Raw genomic sequence first — 19,541 nt, 5'->3', positions numbered from 1 at the left:
GCTGCTTGTTCATGATCTCACTTCCTCATCTAAATACAGCTTTTTAAAGCTTATCAAATGAAGGGAGGGGGCCATAGAGATAGTTCTATTTTAGTTGAGTTTGCCTATTTTTACTCTGATCCACCGTACTTTGTTGACATCAGAACCAAGAAGGAATATATTATATATGAACAAGTGATCATATATAATCTTCTTTTCGAAGCGAGGGATAAACATGGAACAGAGTATTTCAAGACAGAAATTAATCCTGGAAGGGCTGGACTGTGCAAACTGTGCCCTGAAAATTGAGCAGGGAGTTCAAAAGATTGACGGAGTTGCGGCTTGCTCGGTTAATTTTGCGAACAAAACGTTAACGATGGAAATATCAGGAGCTCGTACTGAAGAGATTCTTGAGCAGACTAAGCAAAAGATTCGTAAGCTCGAGCCGGATATTAGAATTGTCGAATCTCATTCACACTTGAAACATAAGCAAGGTCAACATCAAGAACATAATCATGCCCATCTGCATGATCACGGTGACCATGAAGCCGGGGATGAACACGGCCATTCCCATGACCATGGGGCGAAGAACACCAAGGTCATGATCATTCGGCTGATCGCCGGCCTGGCTATCGGTGCGGCAGCCTTTGCATTTGCCTTGAGTCGAGAACTGGAACTGATTCTGTTTGTTGTTTCCTACCTGATCGTAGGCGGGGACATTGTTCTAAAAGCGTTGAAAAACATTGTGAGAGGCCAGGTATTCGATGAATACTTCCTCATGTCCATTGCGACTGTAGGTGCTTTTGTGATCGGCGAGTATCCTGAAGGCGTGGCCGTCATGCTCTTCTATCAGATCGGCGAGCTGTTCCAGAGCATCGCCGTCAACCGTTCACGGAAGTCGATCAGTGCATTGATGGACATCCGTCCCGACTTTGCAAATTTGAAAATCAATGATGAGATTAAAAGAGTCAATCCGGATGAAGTGCAGATCGGTGACTTGATTATTGTTCGTCCCGGAGAGAAAGTACCGTTAGATGGGAAGGTCATTGAAGGAAACTCAGCTATGGATACTGCGGCACTGACCGGCGAGTCCGTACCGCGTGAGGTGACCGTAGGGGAAGAGGTCTTGAGCGGATTTATCAATAAGAATGGCGTTCTGACCATCGAGGTGACCAAGGTATTCGGAGAATCAACCGTTGCGAAGATTCTGGACCTGGTCGAGAACGCCAGCAGCAAGAAGGCGCCAACGGAAAACTTCATTACGAAGTTTGCTCGCTATTACACGCCGGTGGTTGTCATTGTTGCCGCTTTGTTGGCAGTGGTGCCACCGCTCCTATTCAGCGGTGAAACCTTCTCGGAATGGGTGTATCGGGCATTGGTATTCCTGGTCATTTCTTGTCCGTGTGCGCTGGTCGTATCGATCCCGTTAGGCTTCTTCGGCGGCATTGGCGCTTCATCCAAGAATGGGATTCTGGTGAAGGGCAGCAACTACCTGGAGGCACTGAATGACGTCAAATATGTTGTCTTCGATAAGACCGGTACCTTAACGAAGGGTGCATTCAAAGTGAATGGCATTCACCCTCAAAACGGCTGGACCAAGCAACAACTCCTGCGTCATGCAGCGTTTGCTGAAATGCATTCCACTCATCCGATTGCAGAGTCTATTCGGGAGGCCTTTGGAGAGGAACTGAATGAAGCCTTGCTTGCTGACTACAATGAGATATCGGGCCACGGCATTCAGGTTATGTTCGAAGGCAAGGAGGTGCTGGCAGGCAATGCGAAGCTCATGCAGAGAGAGAACATTGATTTCTCGGCACCTTCTGAACTGGGAACGATCGTCCATATTGCGGTGGATAAGCAATATGCCGGTTATCTAGTCATCGCCGACGAGGTCAAGGAGGATTCCGCACAGGCGATCTCCTCACTGAAACGGCTGGGCGTGAAGAAGACCGTCATGCTGACCGGGGATATCAAGGCAGTAGGGGAAGCGGTTGGTAGACAGCTCGGCGTGGATGAGGTGCGAGCTGAGCTGCTGCCGCAGCATAAGGTCGAGGAGCTGGAGAAGCTTGACCGTCGTAAGGGAAGCAAAGAGAAGATCGTATTCGTCGGCGATGGCATCAATGATACGCCAGTGCTGGCCCGGGCCGATGTCGGCGTGGCGATGGGCGGCCTTGGCTCGGATGCGGCGATCGAAGCGGCGGATATCGTCATTATGACCGATGAGCCCTCGAAGCTGTCTTCCGCGATTTATATCGCAAAGAGAACCCGGAGAATCGTATGGCAGAACATTGTGTTCGCCTTGCTGGTTAAAGCGGTCTTCCTGCTTCTGGGGGCCTTCGGAATCGCAACGATGTGGGAGGCCGTATTCTCGGACGTAGGGGTCACACTGCTGGCCGTATTGAATGCCATGCGCGTATTGAAGATTAGACCTAACCTGAATTAAGAGGCTGCTAAACAGAGCCGCTATGAATCAGTTGGATGAAATAAGGACTGTCCCATAAGCCATTTTGATGGCAAAGGGGCAGTCCTTGTATTTTGCGTATACTCATTTGTTCATCCGTGGTTCGTATGCTGGAGGGTCTGCAGGAATATTTCCTCAATATGTGTATCATCCAGTGAGTAGTAGACGGTTTTTCCAACCTTGCGGCGCTTTACAATTCTAAGATTGCGCAAATATCGGAGCTGGTGAGAGACGGCGGATTGTCCCATTTCAAGGAGCACGGTTAAGTCATGTACGCAAAGCTCTCTCTTTAGCAGGGCACTAATGATTTTGACCCGTGTCGGATCACTGAAGGCCTTGAACCAGTCGGCTACCTGAACCGCGGCCTGGTCATTGATCAGCTCTGTCTTTACCGCCTCCAGGTTCGTGTCCGACCCTGAACAGTTCGTATCGCAATCTTCAACGGTTTTTATGGGCTGTACCATGGGCAATCACCTTTCTGTTGGGCCTATTAAAATGCGAGTTCAAAAAGTCAGCTTTTCAGCACCGAGAAGGTTGCGAGAACCCGACGAAGGAGGAACGGAGTGTAGGCAGACCCTACATGAGTACCGGACTTCTAGGGTGAACGCAAGATTCGACATCGAATCAGCCCCTTGGAACACTTCGTGATCAAAAGATGACTTTTTGAACAATCTCTTTAAACGAAAACATTACAATTAAGCCGCTATTGTCCTCACAATAACATATTAGGTTGCAAGGAGCAAGATTGGCACCTGAGTAGGAGGTCTGCGATGAAATCCATATTGAGGTGTTTGTGATATAATTCCAGTAAAAATAGGGAGTGAGAGCATGTTATCCAGAGAAGGACTAGAGAAAAATCAAATTCCTGTATACATAATTGCAATTATCCTTGGCGGTATTGCCGGACTGATCCAACCTAAGGCAGGAGGGCTGTTGGAGCCTGTTGTCTCCGTTGCGATTGCAGTGCTTTTATTCAGCATGTTCTGCCAGATCCCGTTTCTCAAGTTAAGAGAGGCACTCCACAATGGCCGCTTTATAGGGGCGTTATTGCTTGTGAACTTTATCCTCATCCCTATACTTGTATTCCTGTTGATCAAAATATTCCCGCAGCCAGATCCCGTTCTGATTGGAGTATGCCTGGTGCTTCTGACTCCGTGCATAGATTATGTCATTGTTTTTACCCAGTTGGGAAAAGGAAATGAAAAGCTCATTCTTGCATCTACGCCGGTGCTGTTTGTTGTTCAAATGCTGCTGCTGCCCCTCTACCTATGGTTGTTCATTGGGACTGAAGCCTCCCAAATTGTAAGGATCGGCCCCTTCGTTGAGGCCTTTGTGTATATGATTCTCATTCCATTAGTGCTTGCTTTGGCTTTACAATTTTCGGCGAAGAAGAGCGAGCCTGGAAGCAAGGCATTAGATTTTACAGCTTGGCTGCCTGTTCCCTTTATGGCTCTGGTGCTCTTTTTGGTGATAGGGTCTCAGATTGACCGGGTAATTAACGACTTTGCTGTGATTATTTCCGTAATACCTGTTTATGTTCTGTTTCACTTTTTTGCGCCGCTGATTGCGCGTTTGGCCGCATCTGTAATTCAGATTGAACCATCGGATGGAAGAGCCTTGCTATTTAGTGCCGGTACGCGCAATTCATTAGTTGTGCTTCCGCTTGCTCTAACCTTGCCGGGCGAGATGGCAACCATAGCTGCCGCTGTTATTGTAACCCAGACGATGATAGAGCTCATTGCAGAGCTCATCTATATCAAGGCTGTGCCTAAGCTTTTATACAAATAGAGAAGGATAATTAGGAATTATTAAGATTCAATGTGGCTCATTTGCAAGCATCTATCACAAGTTCAAGCTCGGAATGCGCCATGAAAGAAGCACTCCCCCGACTACGGTTTCTGGGAGAGTGCCTCCTTTGGGGGAGAATAATGGACTGACTTTAAAGCAGATAGAAGGCTCAGGAGGGAAGGCGATCCTCTTCAGGAGACAATTGAATCCAACGGGTTGCCCAGTGCTGGATCTGATCTAGTATAGGGGCAAGCTCGGCTCCTTTGGCGGTAAGAGAATACTCGATCCGAACCGGCTTCTCGGGATAAACAGTACGTGTAACAATTCCTTCCTCTTCAAGCTCCTTCAGACGGTCCGAAAGGACTTTCCCGCTCAGGTTGCGCAGTGAGCCTTCAATGGCCGCAAAGCGCTGTGGTCCCGGGAGCAGCTGATGCAGGATCAGGGTCGTCCAGCGCTTGCTGAGGATATCTACAGCTCTTTCAAATCTTGGACAAACTTCAGGTACTTCCATGGAGTATCACCTCTATGGTCAGTATTATACAGCAACTATCATAAAACAACAACCTTTACAAAGTATAATTAATTACTTGACTCAACAAAGTATTGATTATAAACTAACTTACATAAAGTAACTTAATTATTCTGGTTTTGATTTGTGATCTGCCTAGGAGGAAGTCCTATGAATTTAAAGACAGAAGTATGTATTGCGGGTGCCGGACCAGCGGGAACGCTGTTAGCCTGTCTGCTGCTTCGTCAAGGTATGCGGGTCACGCTTGTGGAGAAGCTGAATGAGCTTGGCCCCCGCTTTCGCGGAGAAATATTGAATGATGTCGGCGTATCTGTATTGGAGCGCCATCATCTCTTGGAACGGATTGCTGAAGAAGCGGTATTGCCGCTGAAAAGGATAGAGTATTGGGAGCAGGGGATGTTGACCAGAGCATTGCTTCCTGAAGAGACAGACGGGAATGTCGGTGTTCATGTTCCGCAGAAGGATTTGCTCAAGCCGATGCTCGAAGAAGCATTGAGCCATGAGTCCTTTACTTATCTGCCTGGACACACGGTCAAGGAACTGGTGACAGACGAAAGTGGGCGAACAATCGGAATTGTTGCTGCTTGCCAAAAGACAGGGCAAAGTAAAACGATAATCAGCTCGCTTACCGTTGGGGCAGATGGAAGGTATTCTGCCGTACGCAAGCTTGCCGGTGTTGAGACGGTCACAACAGACCATGGATATGATCTGCTGTGGGCGCGAATCCCGGCGCCGCAGGGCTGGGAGTCAGTCATCCGTTCTTCCGTAGAAGAAGGACAGCAGTTGCATTTATTTACGCAAGCCAGAGGCTTCATCCAAATCGGATGGAATATTGCCAAGGGCAGCTATGCGAAGCTAAGGAAAGAAAGCTTTGAGCCTTTTATCGGACGCTTGATTTCGGCCTTTCCTGATTTGGATAATCATGTTCGCGAGCATATTCAATCTTGGCATGATTTTGTTCTGCTGGACATTTTCAGCAGACAAAGTGTAACTTGGATAAAAGAGGGGCTAGTACTCATCGGAGATGCCGCTCATACGATGACACCGACAGGGGCCTTCGGTTTAAATGAAGCGCTGCGAGATGCGGAGGAGTTGGCTGAAGAACTAGGTTTCTCATTGATTAACGGAGATTTATCTCTTCGGCAACTGAATGAATTTGTACAGGAGCGGCGAGCGGTAGCTGAAGAGCTTCAGCGCCGTCAATTGGAAATGGAAGCAGCGTATGCCTATCAATTTTCCGCAGTTTAAAGAGAAGGGACAGTATATGATGATAAATGAACAAGCTTTGGCGATCTTGAAGGATAAGATTCAGCCTGTATATACGAAGGATCAAGTTCAATTCCTGGTAGGTCCGGTCAAGCTTCCTGTAAATCTGGATGGCGAGACAGTGACATTTCAATGGTACAACTGGCTTACCTTGGGCAAGCATGAACTAGAGGGGATTCGAGAAGACGAAATGGCTGAGCATATCATCGCTAAGCTCCCTACGATGAGTTTGGCCGAGGGGCAACAGTCCAGTGTACTGGTCTATGGCGACTTCGAACATGCCGATGATGCCCTGATTCGGATGCATAGTATCTGCCATACCGGAGATATCTTTGGAAGCAAGCGCTGTGATTGCGGTTATCAATTGCATCAATCGATGAGAATGATTGTGGAGCGCGGAGCAGGAGCCGTGTTTTATTTAGCAAATCATGAAGGAAGAGGCATTGGTCTGTTCAGCAAATCAATGGCCTATCTGCTTCAGGAGGAAGGCATGGATACGGTGGAAGCCAATCTGGCTTTGGGCTTTGCGGATGACTCCCGCAATTATGATGCTGCCATCGGAGTACTGGCTCATTTGAGACAAAGACCGGTAACCCTGATCACCAACAATCCAAAGAAGCTTGCTTCAATGAAGGAATCCGGTATGAATCTGTCCGGACGAGTGCCTTTGTGGGGAGATGTATCGGAGTTCAATCTTAAATATTTGCAGACAAAGGTTCAGCGCTCAGGACATCTTGCCGCGCAAGTGGGGGAAGGCCGCCAGTTGAGCTTGGCGGAATTGATCCTGGAGGACCATGTATCATGATTGAGCATGAGAAGTTTATGCGGCTTGCCCTTGAAAATGCGAGAGCAACCGAAGGACAGACGGCGCCTAATCCCCAAGTGGGAGCCGTCCTTGTTAAGGATGGCCGCATTATTGGTATAGGAGCTCATTTAAAGCCGGGAGAGCCTCACGCTGAGGTTCACGCATTGACAATGGCAGGCGAGAAGGCCAAGGGAGCCACAGCCTATGTCACCTTGGAGCCTTGCTCGCATCATGGCCGGACCGGTCCTTGTGCAGAAGCGCTTATTCACGCCGGGGTAAAGCGGGTCGTTATTGCTGCCCTGGATCCTAATCCGCTAGTGTCCGGGCGGGGAGTCGCCCTGTTGGAAAACGCCGGAATCGAAGTAATAAAAGGGATCTGTGAGCAAGAAGCCACTCAGATGAATGAGGTATTCAACAAATACATTGTCACCAAGCGTCCATTTGTCACCCTCAAGGCTGCATCAACGCTGGATGGCAAAATTGCCACCCGCACAGGCAGCAGTAAGTGGATTACATCGGACGCTGCACGGGAGGATGTACATCGGCTGCGTCATGTTAACCAGGCGATTCTGGTAGGCGTGCAAACGGTGATTGCGGATGATCCGCAGTTGAATACTCGTCTTCCCGGCGGGCGGAGCCCGATTCGTATCGTGCTCGACAGCACGCTTCGCATCCCGGAGCATGCCTGTATGCTTGGCGATGGAGAGGCACCGGTCTATATTTTTGCCGGCGCTCAAGCGAATCTCTCAAAGAAGCAGGAGCTTGAGGATCGGGGAGCAAAGGTGTTTATTACCCAGGGCGAACGGCCTGATCTTGCAGAGGTGCTGGATGTGTTGGGAGGTCTGGAGATATCGTCCTTGTTGGTAGAAGGGGGCGGCGAGGTACATGCTTCCTTTATTAGCCAAGGGCTGGCGGACAAATTAGTGCTCTATATAGCGCCTAAGCTGGTGGGCGGAGCGTCGGCCCCGGGCTTTATCGGGGGACAGGGAGTCAGTATGATGGATCAGGCCATTCCTTTGCGGGATATGCAGGTTGAAATGCTGGGCCCGGATTTGAAGCTGGAGGGGTACTTTTCCAAAGAATAGGTTCCAATTAAAGACTTTTATCTCTGAAGCTATGAGTCAGCAATCCTTAATGGGATTGCTGGCTTTTTGTCTTAGTTCCATAAGTATGGATTATGGTATAATTTATGAAAGATTTTAGATGAAGCGAGGAGATTCAAATGACCAAAAGGTCGATGGTTTATATGCTCGTTATCGTCGTCATTATCTTAATGGTTACTTTTAGCCTGTGGAAAAAGATGGACGAGCCGTCTGAAAATATGCCGGTCACGACGACTTCTTCTCCAACGGACTCAGCTCTCACTACTTCTGATACCGCGGCGACTGACACGGAGAGCGATTCGACAGAGACCGAAGTGAAAAGTCTGTACGACCTGGTTGCCGAGTACGGCGATTTGCAGCTTGTCGACACGCATAATCATGATGCCAGCGGATTCGCCTATTCTAAGATGCAGAAGAACTGGGAGCATTCCAGCGTCGACCGAATTGTTCTTTTTGGAGATGTGTCTGAACCTTCAGCAATCAAGACGGACGAAATTGCCTGGGGTGCTTATGAGGAAGATCCGGAGCGGTTCATTCCATTTTTCTCCGGAATCAATCTTCTGGACGAGTCTGGACTTCAGACGGTGCGGGACAATTTGGAGAAAGGGTATTTCGGGATCGGGGAAATTGCCGCAGCCTCAACCTATTCTCCCGCTTTGGCCCATGTTGCTTGGAAAACCAAAGATCCAATGGACGGAATCTTACCGGACATTTACAAGCTCTGCGCAGAATATAAGGTACCCGTGTTATTACATATTGATCCTCCGAACGGCGCCCCCGTCTTCAAACTGGAGGAAGCGCTCGAGGCCTATCCCGATACGACATTCATATTTGCACATATCAATGCTCATAATTCACCGTACAATGTCGAGTCTTTATTAGAGAAGCATCCAAATCTGTACGCCGACTTTTTTGCCGGTTTTACGGCATTCAATCCGGAGAGCGCATACGAGCTGGAGGATTTTGTCCCGGTCATTAAGAAGTTCCCGGATCGGTTTCTATTAAGCACGGATTCCGGGTACGGTTTGTCCGGAGGAGAAGAGAAGGCTATCGAAGGAATGTATCGCCTTATCGATGCTTTGGATGACCGCCAAATCGCTCAGCAGGTTGCCGGCGGTAACCTTGAAGAGTTAATTCGTATCCAGCCCGCAACAGACACGCAGCTTGAAGCGCTTCGCAATCTGCCTGACATGGATCGGGATTTGACGAACCTTACAAAAGAGGAAGCTGGGAAGCTGGTGTTGAACTATAAGAAATGAGCGATATCCAGGATTTTAGCGAGAAGCTTCATTACAGTCTTGTTCTTATTTTCTACGGTGTTCTTATCAATATCCTATTGAATTTCTATATCCGAATTGCTAAGAAAGCACTGAATTGACTTTAAGAGATAATAAAGCCCACCTAAGGCTGGAACCCGAAGGTGGGTTTCTCTATTATCACCGTATTTAAAAGCTGTATGAATCATTGCCGTTATTCGCTTCGCAGCGCTGTTACCGGAATTATTCCCCCGGACAGGCTGGTAACCAGTGCAGCCAGCGCAGGATTATGTGTTACCATCACGACCAGCTTGTCCTTGGCGATTGAACCGGGGAGAACATGACGTTTTTTAAATGATTAAAAAAGTATACTTTTATCTAAAAAAACTGACGTAAAGCTTTAAAAAACCCTATGTTACTGTTAAGGTAACAGGACTGTATAATGAGATTATTGAATAGAGCTGAGCTCGTATAAGTTATCTTATCGTAGTACATCCGTACAGTTTAGGAGGGAAGAGGGCATGAACATCAGGGTATTATTGGCGGATGACGAGCCTGTTATATTGCGGGGACTGAAGAAACTCATCTCCTGGGAAGAGATGGGGCTGAACATTGTCGGCGAGGCTTGTGACGGTCATGAATTAAGACAGTTGATTCAGAAATGCCGGCCAGATCTGATTGTTAGCGACATCAGCATGCCGGGACTTAGCGGAATCGACATTATCAAGGAGCTTCACGAACAGGGGCGTCAGATTAAAGTTATCTTTATAAGTGCATATCAGGAGTTTGCTTACGCTCAGCAAGCGGTACAGTACGGGGCGCTCGACTACCTGGTCAAGCCGGTGAACAAGCAGCATCTGGAGGCGGTCTTAAGCCGGGCGGCCGATTTGATTCGAGAAGAGAATGAAGGAGAACGGACAAGGGAAATGCTTCATCATTATGAGCGTAAAAATCGCACGGAAACGATCAGCGAATTACTTGAAGGTCTCATGGACGGAGATAAGCGGGCTGCCGGTGAATTAATAGGAATGGGCGCAATCGCACTAAGCCGCTGTACGAGCATCTGCCTCATTGAGATCGATGAAGAAATAGGCGGAGAATCGCACTGGGCGGGACGGGAGCGGAAGTTGGTCCATTTTGCGCTTAATAATATAGTGAAGGAAACATTAGATAGCTGCAGTAATTGCTTAATGTTTCAGAAAGATGGACGATACGGTATATTAGTCCAGTTTGAACAGCCGGGGGAACCGATAAAGCTAATCAAAAACTTGCACGATAAAATAACCTCTTTTTTAAAACTGAAGGTTTCTGCAGGAATCGGAAAGCCGGTTTCAGGCATTGAGTTGGCTAATGAATCATACCAGTCTGCTTTGAAAGCGCTAAAAACAAAATACTTCACGGGGTTAAATCATATTATTGAAGCTGAGGAATTGGATGGAGCTCCGGCGGGGGAAGTACCAGTGATATCAGAATTGCAGGGCGAGATGATCAAGGCGCTGTCTTCGCAGAATAAAAAGCAGCTTGTTGAAATGACTGACCGTCTGCTGAAAGAGGTGGTTAGACTAGCCAACGGGAACAAAGCACTAGCTGTGACAAGCGTATACAATACCATTTTGCGCCTGGAGCATGAGCTGTCCCAGTTTGGAGTCCATGCCCATTATTTCCGGGGAGGGGAGGATTCACTTCTGGACAGGCTGTCTGCCCATCCCACCTTTGCCGGTGTAACGGAAGAACTGACCTCCATCACATACCAGATTTTTGAACAATTAAATAGTAAGCTGGCCAATAAGGAGGTTGCCGAATTAAGAAAGGTCAAAACTTATATGGAGGAGCATTTCGCCGAAAATATCACTTTAGAATCGATTGCAGCCATGATTTATATGAACCCATACTATTTTAGCAGTTTTTTTAAGAAGCATACCGGAAAGAACTTCAAGCAATATTTAACGGAAGAGCGAATGAAGCATGCAATCCGCCTTCTGCTGGATACGAACCTGATGATCTATGAAATTGCTGAGCGCGTCGGTTATAACAATGCCAGACATTTCAGCGATATGTTCAAAAAGCTGTATGGAAAACTTCCGCAAGAATACAGGCAGTCAGCCGGAATGGAATAGGAGGCGTAACGATGGGCTTCCGAAAAAAACGATTCTACAGTATTTTCGTTAAATTTGCATGCGCTTTCATTTTTGTAGGACTGATTCCGCTCTTTACCTTAAGTCTCTTTTCCGTAAATACATTTACAAAATATGTTGAACGGTATACGACCGGAAATTTGCAGCAGATGGTAACCTACATGAGCTACAATCTGAATGCTGCGTTCAATGAGTATAATGAGCTATCAAAGCTGATGTATACTGGCAAATACGAAACATTCATTGAGAGCTATAATCAGAACCAATTGCATAATGTGAATGAACTGGAGCAGATCAACAACATTCCTATCCAGACATTTTTGAAGACACTTCTCTATAGTGATAACTATATCAGCAGTGTTTATTTTATCCGCGAAGAAGACGGGATGGTGTTCTACCAGGAGAGAGAGAACAGAGGGATGGAGGAGGAGCACCTGCCCTCTAATGAATGGATAGCAGAAATGCGTGAAAAGCCATCGAAAGTTGCTATCTTTCCAACTCATCCAGACTCCTACTACCCGTTAGCGAACCGAAGCGTGTTTACGATTGGCCGAAATTTAATTGATATCTCGGGGAAAGTAACGGCTGAGCCAAGGATTGCAGGTGCCCTTTTTATCGACGTGAACACCACGGTTTTTGAGAAGTATTTTAAAGAGCTTAACTTACAGGAGGAAGATGAATTACTTTTACTTGATGGGGAAGGTAATATTTACTTTTCTAATCAGAGAGAGGCAGAAGCATTGTCCCCCAAGAATCAGGAACAACTCGAGCAGGATGACGCGATGATCCTAATCTCTGAACCGATCCCTTTCTTGGAAGGAAGCCTTACTGCGAGAGTTCATCGTGCATCTTTATTTGAGCAGCTTCTGTCGGTGCGCATGACTGTATTTATTGTCATTGGATTGAGTTCAGTTGCACTCATTATAATGGGAACCTTATTCTCAAGAAGATTATCTGCCCCGATTCTCAAATTAATGAAACAGATGACCAAGGTTGAATCCGGTAATCTCAATACACACGTTGAAGTGCGCAGCAATGACGAGCTCGGCAGGCTCAGCCACAGCTTCAACCGGATGGTTGACCGATTGAAGGAATACATTGACGAAGCCTACGTGGCACAGATCAAACAGAAGCAATCCGAATTAAATGCGTTAAAAAGCCAAATCCGTCCGCATTTCTTGTACAATACCCTGGAAGTTATCCGAATGAGCGCTGTAGACAAAGACGACCATGAAGTGGCTGATATGATTTTGTCGCTGTCCAATCAACTGAAGTATGTGATTGATTATGGTGAGGAAAAGGTGAGCATCGAAAGTGAGCTGGACAACATTAAAGATTATTTCTATATTATTTCAGTTCGTTATGATCAACGATTCGATTTGAATTGTCACATCGCGTCAGATGTGGATGTTAAATGGAGAATCCTCAAGTTATCTCTGCAGCCCATCGTTGAAAATGCGATTCATCACGGGCTGCGTCAGAAAGGGCGGGGCACTGTCGGGATTACCGCCGAGCGGCGGGACAAGGATATAGTAATCACAGTCTATGATGATGGCGTGGGAATGAGTGCCAATACGCTCGCCAGACTTAATGAGATGCTGAACGATCCGCAGGCCACCGGAAAAAATATCGGACTTAAAAACGTGCATGAACGAATCAGATCGGTATTTGGAGATAGATATGGAATCGCAATCAACAGCCGTGAGCATATCGGAACTTCAATTGTGCTTACTTTTCCGATTGTTGCAGAAGCAATCGACGAACGGACGGAGCATTAATTTCCGTCCGTTCTTTTATCTAAAAAACACGCACACGCATCTAAAGAAAGTTCATTCCGAACAGGGAAAGCAAATGTTAATCTTGAAATAAGGAAACGGTTTCAAAATACACGGTGATGCGCACATCGTACTTGTTTCCGGCTCAAAGTCAAAGGGAGGTTACTGAATTTATGGCTAGAAAAAAATGGATGACACTCTCCACCCTGATCTTGGCTGCTTCAATGGTACTAAGCGCCTGCGGCGGCGGGAACTCAAGCGGGAACTCGAGTAATAATTCCGCAGCGAATAATCCTTCCACGGGAGGGAATGCGGCTGCTTCGCAAACAGAGGACAAGAAGCCTGTCAGCTTTACAATCGGGTACGCTACCGGCGATCCAGCTACAAAAAAGGCTATCGCGGATACGATTCAACGGTTTACGGAGAAAAATCCTCATATTACGATCAAGGATTACAGTGAGACTTCGTCCGCCTCTTACCTGGACTGGCTGAAAACGAAGGACGCGGTCGGTGAATTCCCGGATCTTGTGGAAATGCGGGATACGGAAGTATTTGCGGATGCGGGTAAAATCGTCGAACTGCCATCCGATCTGGTAGAGCTGTTCAATGATCCGCCAATGGTTGAAGGCAAAGTATGGAACGCTCCAATGCAGGTTAACTCGCCGCAGGGGATTATATACAGCAAAAAGGCATATGAAGAAGCAGGCGTTACCGAGCTTCCAAAAACATATGACGAATTCATTGAAATTCAGGAAAAATTGAAGGCCAGCGGCATTTCACCAATTGTTGTCGGCGGCAAAGATATATTCCATATGGGCTTCTGGGTTAACAAATTCCTGGTAGATCAGGTTTACGCAAATGATCCGGACTGGAACTCAAAAAAGACGGCTCAGGAAGTTAGCTTTACGGACGCAAATGTTGTTCAAGCCATGACAGATTACAAAGAGCTGTTCAAGAACTATGTCGATAAAGGCTGGCTTAGCACGGGTGACAATCAAACAGCATCTTTCCTGGTAACAGGGAAGGCGGCACAATTGTACTCCGGAACCTGGATGTTCACCCAGATCGCTGAAGCTGATCCGAACTTTGAATTTGGATTCTACGCCATTCCTGACCGTGAAGGTAATGTGAGTGTAATTGGTCTTCCATCTCCTGCTGGCTGGTCCATCTCGACGGAGGCATCCCAAGATGCGGACAAGCAAGAAGCCATCAAAGAGTTCATCCGTTTCTTCTTTGAACCGGAGAACTATTCGCTGTATTTGGCCAGCATCAATGCTCTTCCTTCAACCAAGGAGTCTGTCACCTATGAATCCAGTGAACAAATGCAGGTCGTGCTCGAGCTGATGGCTGATCCGAACGTCAAAAAATCCCTAGCAATTAATAACTGGTGGGGCGAAAACCAAATTCCACCGCAGTTCCGTAACTGGTACTACAAGTTGCTGCAAGAATTGGTCGTTAAGGACGGAGACGTTCTCGACTACATGAGGCAAGCAGATACGGAGTATGACAACCAAGTCAAAGTCAACGCGATGTAAGGAACACAATCACACCGCAGGAACCTCCTTCGGGCGGTTCCTCTTTTTATTAGTGTGAGTGTTTCAAAGGAGGGAGACAACCATGACTGCACCGGTCGTTCAGTCGGAAAAGGCGTATACTGCGCTAAAAAAGAAGAAAAAATGGCCGAATTATGCGCTGTTCTTCATATTGCCGGCATTTATACTATATACCTTATTTGTAATTGTCCCTACGCTGGGCAGCGTCTATTACAGCTTCACATCCTGGGACGGCATCAGCTCCGATGTCCGTTTTATCGGTCTGGCCAACTTTGTAGAAATATGGAATAGCCCGCGTGTCCGTAATGCGCTGCAAAACACACTTATTCTAACTATTAGTCTAGTCATTTTGGAAAATATACTTGCTATTCTTCTTGCGCTGCTGGTTGATAAAGTGCGGTGGTTCAGCAAAATATTCCGCAGTGTATTTTATTTCCCGACCTTGCTTAGCGGCATTGTAATGGGCTTCGTCTGGGCAATGATGTTGAATTATAACTTTGGCGTAATAAATCAATTACTAACGAAAATCGGCTTTGGAGCAATCACGGTTGATTGGCTGGGTGATCCCAGATATGCTTTGATTTCGATTCTCTTCTCCACTGTATGGAAGGGAGCCGGCTATTACATGATTATCTATTTAGCCGGATTACAAGGCATTCCTCAGGAACTCAACGAGGCGGCAAGCATCGATGGTGCGAGCGGGTGGAAGCAGTTCCGTCATATCACATTCCCGCTGCTGGCCGGCTCGGTGACGGTGTGCATGGTCTTATCAATGATTAGCGCATTAAAGATATTTGACCAAATCGCTGTTATGACCGATGGAGGACCTGGATTTGAGACCGAAACACTGACCTATCTTATCTACAAAGTTGGATTCGGTGAGCTTCGACAGGGCTTTGGTACAGCTCTGGCCATGGTACTGTTTTTCATCATTTTGATTATTACCGTGTTTCAAGTGAAAATCCTCCAGAAAAGGGAGGTAGAAATGTAATGTCGCTGAGAACACGTAAAGTTCTTATAGATGCTCTGATCCTGGCAGTGACGTTGATTCTGGCAATTTTGTTTTTCTTCCCGATATTCTTTAACATCATGTCTGCCTTCAAGAGTAATGCGGAGATTATGAGGGACGCAGTTGCTTTTCCGACATCGCTCTATTTGGAGAGCTTTAAGTATTTATTGACGGAAACGGACTACCCGCAGGCCATCGTCAACAGCATCATTTTAACGGTGGTGTCAATTGCATGCCAAGTATTCATTATTCCGATGGCAGGCTATGCGATTCAACGCAAAAACACAAAATGGACCAGACTGATCTTCCTGTATTTCCTTGCAGGAATGATGATTCCGTTCCAGGCTTATATGATTCCTCTATTCAAAGAGCTGAAAATGCTTGGGCTTTACGGCAGTCTTGCAGGACCAATCATGATTTATGTTGCCGGCTCTGTCGGCTTCGGCAGCCTGCTGTATACAAGCTTTGTTAAAGGAATCCCGATGGAGATCGAGGAAGCTGCAGAAATTGACGGATGCTCGCGAGTGCGGATTTTCTGGAATATCGTCTTTCCTCTGCTCGGCCCGGTAACGGCCAGTATGGTCGTCTTGAACGGCTTGGGCATCTGGAACGATTTCCTCATGCCAATGCTTGTCCTGCCTTCCGGAGAACCTAAGACAATGGTTGTAGAGATCTACCGTTATATCGGAGAATTCTCTTCCCGTTGGGATATGATCTTTGCTGGTACAACGATGTCTGTCGTTCCTGTACTCATCGCATTTATATTTTTGCAAAAATACTTCGTCAAAGGCCTTGCTTCCGGAGCGACCAAGGGATAAGAACAGAAAGGCTGTGAATTTCTTTGTTAAACACTACGCAGCAGCAATGGGTGAACGATGTGATCGCCAGGCTGACAGCCAAGATGGAGCTGGTCAGTGAGCGATCGAGAGACAAAATTCCATATACGACCTTGAATGGTGTGCATGATGACCGGGCAACGGTTAACCCTTCCGGTGATGACGCTGACGGCATTTGCTGGTGGACAAACGGCTTCTGGGGCGGTATGTTATGGCTGATGTATCATGAAACCGGTCAAGAGAAATACAAGGAGATTGCGCAAATTTCGGAAGCGAAGCTGGACCGGTGCTTTGAGGAATATTATGGCCTTCACCACGATGTCGGCTTTATGTGGCTGCCTACCAGTGTTGCAAATTACAGAATTACTGGAAATCCGGAATCCCGCAAACGTGCGCTGCATGCAGCAAATTTGCTGGCCGGGCGATTCAATGTTGCGGGAAGCTTCATTCGTGCTTGGAACGACCTGCCGGAAGGAGATACAAGGGGCTGGGCAATTATCGACTGCATGCTCAATATTCCGTTATTGTATTGGGCCACCGAGGAAACGGGAGATCCTCGCTATATGCAGATTGCCATGAAGCATGCGGACACTTCCATGACGGCTTTTGTTCGTCCGGACGGCTCTATTAATCACATTGTCGAGTTTGATCCATTTCTAGGAGGAGTGGTTCGTACTCACGGAGGACAAGGCTACGGAGAGGGATCTTCCTGGGCCCGAGGTCAGACTTGGGCTCTATACGGGTTCATAATGAGCTATATTCATACCGGCAAGGACGAATATCTTCATACGGCCAAACGGGTTGCTCATTATTATATGGCGAGCATTCCCGATGACGGCATTATCCCGGTTGATTTCCGGCAGCCCGAGGAGCCGGCTCTGACAGATGATACGGCTGCAGCCATTGCGGCATGCGGGCTGATTGAGATCGCCAAGGCTGTAGGCGGTCACGAAAGCCGATTGTATATCTCCGCTGCGCTGAAGCTGTTGGAGAGACTGGATCAATCGCGAATCGATTGGTCTCCGGATACCGATCATTTTCTCTTGTATGGGACAGGAGCCTACCATTCCAAAACACATCATCATGCCATTATCTACGGTGATTATTACTTTATGGAAGCGATATTTAAGTTAAAGGGCAGCGATCTTTATTTGTGGTAGGGAGCCTGCAATGAAAAATATGCTGAAAGGAGAGCTGGTCATTATAAATACAATCAAGATCCCGATCCTGAGAGGTTTTAACCCTGATCCATCTATTATTCGCGTGGAAGATGACTATTATATCGCAACCTCTACCTTTGAATGGTTTCCGGGCGTGCAAATTCATCATTCCAGAGACCTTGTTCATTGGGAACTGCTTACCCGCCCTTTGAATCGGGTGTCCCAATTGGACCTTCGGGGTGTAGGAGCTTCCCAGGGGGTATGGGCTCCTTGTCTGACTTTTCATGACGGAGTCTATTACTTACTTTATACCGTCGTTAATTCCTTCTATGTCAAAATGTATGATACGCCTAACTTTCTTATCACGACTACTGATATTTGCGGGGAATGGTCGGAACCTGTATACCTGCACAGCTATGGATTTGATCCGTCCTTGTTCCATGACGATGATGGACGCAAATACATTGTCAGTATGGTTACCGATCATCGGGTTACGAAGCGGTACAGGGGGCATCTTGTCATTCAGGAGTATTCCGAGCAGGAACAACGCATAATCGGCGAACCTGTTACGATTTACGCCAGCAACGATATTTATCTGGAGGGCCCTCATATTTACAAGCGGAACGGGTATTATTACTTGTTCGCAGCGGATACGGGCACAGGAGAGGCTCACGGCCAATCCATCTTAAGGTCGAAGGAGTTATTCGGGCCTTATGAAGCCTATCCGGGTAATTCCTTGATGACATCGAGAGAGCATCCGGACCTGCTCTTGCAAAAATCCGGACATGGCGATCTTGTAGAGACACAGAATGGCGAATGGTACATGGTTCATCTGTGCGGACGGGCCCTGGAGAACCGGACGGAGAAAGGGGACCGCAAGTACACGCTAGGCCGTGAGACAGCGCTGCAAAAGGTGGAATGGACCCCGGATGGCTGGCTTCGCTTGTCGAACGGCACCGTACTGCCGGATGTAGAGGTAGAAGCTCCTGATCTTCCGCCTCATCCTTTTCCCCAACGTCCGGATCGGGATGACTTTGATAGCGATAAGCTGGACATCCATTTCCAGTCTCTGCGTGTTCCGTTGGATGCTTCGTTCTATTCATTGACGGAACGCACTGGTTATCTGCGGCTATACGGCAGAGAAGGACTTGGTTCGAAATACAGACAAAGCTTGATTGCCAGGCGTTGGCAGGAGTTCAAATTTACAGCTACCACCTGTCTTGAGTTTGAGCCGACAGATCCCAAGCATATGGCCGGCTTGATTTGTCTTTACGATACGCAGAACTACTATTATCTACACGTGACCCACGATGAAGATCTGGGACGCTGCATCAGTATCTTGTCTGCGGTCAATAACGTATACGCTGCACCTGTTGGCTATATTTCCTTGCCTGAGCATGCAGCGCGCATCTGGCTTCGCGTTGAGGTTGATCACGACAAGCTTCAGTTTGCTTATTCAACCGAAGGCGAGAACGCATTCAAACCGATCGGTCCAACTCTGGATGCCAGCACTTTGTCCGATGAAGCCTGTAATGAAGGATGGTTTACGGGTTCCTTTGTCGGCTTATGCTGTCAGGATCTCACAGGCTTCCGCAAGTATGCTGATTTTGACTATTTTGAATATATCGAAGAACCATCGGGTTGAAATACTGAATTTTACGTTCTTTTGCCCTTTCTACGCAGCTTATTTAGTTCAACTTGTGAGCTAACTATCTAAAGCCGAATCCTACAGGGTTCGGCCTTTTTTAAAGACTAAATAGATGCTGTTGAAAAAGCAGACTTAATGCTTAAAATAACCGCAGTCGCTGAATTGGAGGATATGCTAGTTTGAGTAATGAAAGACTTCTGCTGTGACAGGGAGGGGGGCGGATGAGTCAATCATCATG

Annotated in this window: 17 protein-coding genes; 15 read left to right on the top strand and 2 right to left on the bottom strand. The window is 47.2% G+C overall.

From position 1 onward, the window contains the following. Window positions 1-214: 214 nt before the first annotated feature. Window positions 215-2,422: a heavy metal translocating P-type ATPase gene (locus KI362_RS17835; RefSeq protein ID WP_301629125.1), complete on the top strand. Its 2,208-nt coding sequence runs from the start codon at window positions 215-217 to the stop codon at window positions 2,420-2,422. 110 nt (window positions 2,423-2,532) lie between these two features. Here the strand turns inward: KI362_RS17835 and KI362_RS17830 are convergent, their stop codons facing one another. Further along, a complete protein-coding gene (locus tag KI362_RS17830; protein WP_044478632.1) occupies window positions 2,533-2,904 on the bottom strand; it encodes an ArsR/SmtB family transcription factor in 372 nt (123 codons plus the stop codon). A 364-nt stretch (window positions 2,905-3,268) separates the two neighbouring features. On the opposite strand from KI362_RS17830, the gene KI362_RS17825 reads away from it, so the two are divergent. Then, on the top strand, window positions 3,269-4,228 hold the full coding sequence (locus KI362_RS17825; protein WP_301629122.1) for an arsenic resistance protein: 960 nt from the start codon (window positions 3,269-3,271) through the stop codon (window positions 4,226-4,228). Window positions 4,229-4,397: 169 nt separating this feature from the next. On the opposite strand, the gene KI362_RS17820 is transcribed toward KI362_RS17825, so the two are convergent. After that, window positions 4,398-4,739, bottom strand: a complete 342-nt coding sequence (locus KI362_RS17820; RefSeq protein WP_301629120.1) for a winged helix-turn-helix transcriptional regulator — start codon at window positions 4,737-4,739, stop codon at window positions 4,398-4,400. Between the two features lie 168 nt (window positions 4,740-4,907). On the opposite strand from KI362_RS17820, the gene KI362_RS17815 reads away from it, so the two are divergent. The 13 genes from KI362_RS17815 to KI362_RS17755 all read left to right on the top strand — a co-directional run bounded on the left by KI362_RS17815 (window position 4,908) and on the right by KI362_RS17755 (window position 19,300). Beyond that, complete coding sequence (locus tag KI362_RS17815; protein WP_301629118.1) at window positions 4,908-6,005, top strand: FAD-dependent monooxygenase; 1,098 nt, start codon at window positions 4,908-4,910, stop codon at window positions 6,003-6,005. A gap of 19 nt (window positions 6,006-6,024) precedes the next feature. Beyond that, entirely contained in the window at window positions 6,025-6,828 is an 804-nt protein-coding gene (locus tag KI362_RS17810; protein WP_301629170.1) for a GTP cyclohydrolase II, read from the top strand. Then, window positions 6,825-7,913, top strand: a complete 1,089-nt coding sequence (gene ribD / locus KI362_RS17805; protein WP_301629116.1) for a bifunctional diaminohydroxyphosphoribosylaminopyrimidine deaminase/5-amino-6-(5-phosphoribosylamino)uracil reductase RibD — start codon at window positions 6,825-6,827, stop codon at window positions 7,911-7,913. The genes KI362_RS17810 and ribD overlap by 4 nt, the downstream gene beginning before the upstream one ends. A gap of 152 nt (window positions 7,914-8,065) precedes the next feature. Then, window positions 8,066-9,190 carry an amidohydrolase family protein gene (locus KI362_RS17800; RefSeq protein WP_301629114.1) on the top strand — a complete coding sequence of 375 codons (1,125 nt, stop codon included), beginning with the start codon at window positions 8,066-8,068 and terminating at the stop codon, window positions 9,188-9,190. After that, window positions 9,187-9,309, top strand: a complete 123-nt coding sequence (locus KI362_RS17795) for a hypothetical protein (protein WP_301629112.1) — start codon at window positions 9,187-9,189, stop codon at window positions 9,307-9,309. Before KI362_RS17800 ends, KI362_RS17795 begins: the two co-directional genes overlap by 4 nt. A gap of 78 nt (window positions 9,310-9,387) precedes the next feature. Continuing rightward, window positions 9,388-9,531 (top strand): hypothetical protein, encoded by a 144-nt coding sequence (locus KI362_RS17790; RefSeq protein WP_301629110.1) that lies wholly within the window; start codon window positions 9,388-9,390, stop codon window positions 9,529-9,531. 177 nt (window positions 9,532-9,708) lie between these two features. Then, window positions 9,709-11,304, top strand: coding sequence for a response regulator (locus tag KI362_RS17785; RefSeq protein ID WP_301629108.1), 1,596 nt, complete (start codon window positions 9,709-9,711; stop codon window positions 11,302-11,304). Window positions 11,305-11,315: 11 nt separating this feature from the next. Beyond that, on the top strand, window positions 11,316-13,100 hold the full coding sequence (locus KI362_RS17780) for a sensor histidine kinase (protein ID WP_301629105.1): 1,785 nt from the start codon (window positions 11,316-11,318) through the stop codon (window positions 13,098-13,100). 170 nt (window positions 13,101-13,270) lie between these two features. Further along, a complete protein-coding gene (locus tag KI362_RS17775) occupies window positions 13,271-14,632 on the top strand; it encodes an ABC transporter substrate-binding protein (RefSeq protein WP_301629104.1) in 1,362 nt (453 codons plus the stop codon). Between the two features lie 82 nt (window positions 14,633-14,714). After that, on the top strand, window positions 14,715-15,641 hold the full coding sequence (locus KI362_RS17770; RefSeq protein WP_301629102.1) for a carbohydrate ABC transporter permease: 927 nt from the start codon (window positions 14,715-14,717) through the stop codon (window positions 15,639-15,641). Further along, window positions 15,641-16,477 carry a carbohydrate ABC transporter permease gene (locus KI362_RS17765; RefSeq protein WP_301629101.1) on the top strand — a complete coding sequence of 279 codons (837 nt, stop codon included), beginning with the start codon at window positions 15,641-15,643 and terminating at the stop codon, window positions 16,475-16,477. Before KI362_RS17770 ends, KI362_RS17765 begins: the two co-directional genes overlap by 1 nt. A 23-nt stretch (window positions 16,478-16,500) precedes the next feature. Then, entirely contained in the window at window positions 16,501-17,655 is a 1,155-nt protein-coding gene (locus KI362_RS17760) for a glycoside hydrolase family 88 protein (protein ID WP_301629100.1), read from the top strand. A gap of 10 nt (window positions 17,656-17,665) precedes the next feature. Further along, entirely contained in the window at window positions 17,666-19,300 is a 1,635-nt protein-coding gene (locus tag KI362_RS17755) for a glycoside hydrolase family 43 protein (protein ID WP_301629099.1), read from the top strand. Window positions 19,301-19,541: the final 241 nt, after the last annotated feature.

The organism is Paenibacillus apis (assembly GCF_018333295.1).
GTDB lineage: Bacteria > Bacillota > Bacilli > Paenibacillales > Paenibacillaceae > Fontibacillus > Fontibacillus antibioticophila.
The sequence above is the reverse complement of the archived record's forward strand: the minus strand, read 5'-3'. Positions and strand labels throughout refer to the sequence as shown.

What these genes read in the sequence shown, in the direction of transcription:
- KI362_RS17755 (WP_301629099.1), top strand. Translation starts at nt 17,666, where the DNA reads ATGAAAAATATGCTGAAAGGAGAGCTGGTCATTATAAATACAATCAAG.
- KI362_RS17835 (WP_301629125.1), top strand. Translation starts at nt 215, where the DNA reads ATGGAACAGAGTATTTCAAGACAGAAATTAATCCTGGAAGGGCTGGAC.
- KI362_RS17825 (WP_301629122.1), top strand. Translation starts at nt 3,269, where the DNA reads ATGTTATCCAGAGAAGGACTAGAGAAAAATCAAATTCCTGTATACATA.
- KI362_RS17770 (WP_301629102.1), top strand. Translation starts at nt 14,715, where the DNA reads ATGACTGCACCGGTCGTTCAGTCGGAAAAGGCGTATACTGCGCTAAAA.
- KI362_RS17785 (WP_301629108.1), top strand. Translation starts at nt 9,709, where the DNA reads ATGAACATCAGGGTATTATTGGCGGATGACGAGCCTGTTATATTGCGG.
- KI362_RS17765 (WP_301629101.1), top strand. Translation starts at nt 15,641, where the DNA reads ATGTCGCTGAGAACACGTAAAGTTCTTATAGATGCTCTGATCCTGGCA.
- KI362_RS17790 (WP_301629110.1), top strand. Translation starts at nt 9,388, where the DNA reads ATGAATCATTGCCGTTATTCGCTTCGCAGCGCTGTTACCGGAATTATT.
- KI362_RS17830 (WP_044478632.1), bottom strand. Translation starts at nt 2,904, where the DNA reads ATGGTACAGCCCATAAAAACCGTTGAAGATTGCGATACGAACTGTTCA.
- KI362_RS17815 (WP_301629118.1), top strand. Translation starts at nt 4,908, where the DNA reads ATGAATTTAAAGACAGAAGTATGTATTGCGGGTGCCGGACCAGCGGGA.
- KI362_RS17795 (WP_301629112.1), top strand. Translation starts at nt 9,187, where the DNA reads ATGAGCGATATCCAGGATTTTAGCGAGAAGCTTCATTACAGTCTTGTT.
- KI362_RS17775 (WP_301629104.1), top strand. Translation starts at nt 13,271, where the DNA reads ATGGCTAGAAAAAAATGGATGACACTCTCCACCCTGATCTTGGCTGCT.
- ribD (WP_301629116.1), top strand. Translation starts at nt 6,825, where the DNA reads ATGATTGAGCATGAGAAGTTTATGCGGCTTGCCCTTGAAAATGCGAGA.
- KI362_RS17800 (WP_301629114.1), top strand. Translation starts at nt 8,066, where the DNA reads ATGGTTTATATGCTCGTTATCGTCGTCATTATCTTAATGGTTACTTTT.
- KI362_RS17810 (WP_301629170.1), top strand. Translation starts at nt 6,025, where the DNA reads ATGATAAATGAACAAGCTTTGGCGATCTTGAAGGATAAGATTCAGCCT.
- KI362_RS17780 (WP_301629105.1), top strand. Translation starts at nt 11,316, where the DNA reads ATGGGCTTCCGAAAAAAACGATTCTACAGTATTTTCGTTAAATTTGCA.
- KI362_RS17820 (WP_301629120.1), bottom strand. Translation starts at nt 4,739, where the DNA reads ATGGAAGTACCTGAAGTTTGTCCAAGATTTGAAAGAGCTGTAGATATC.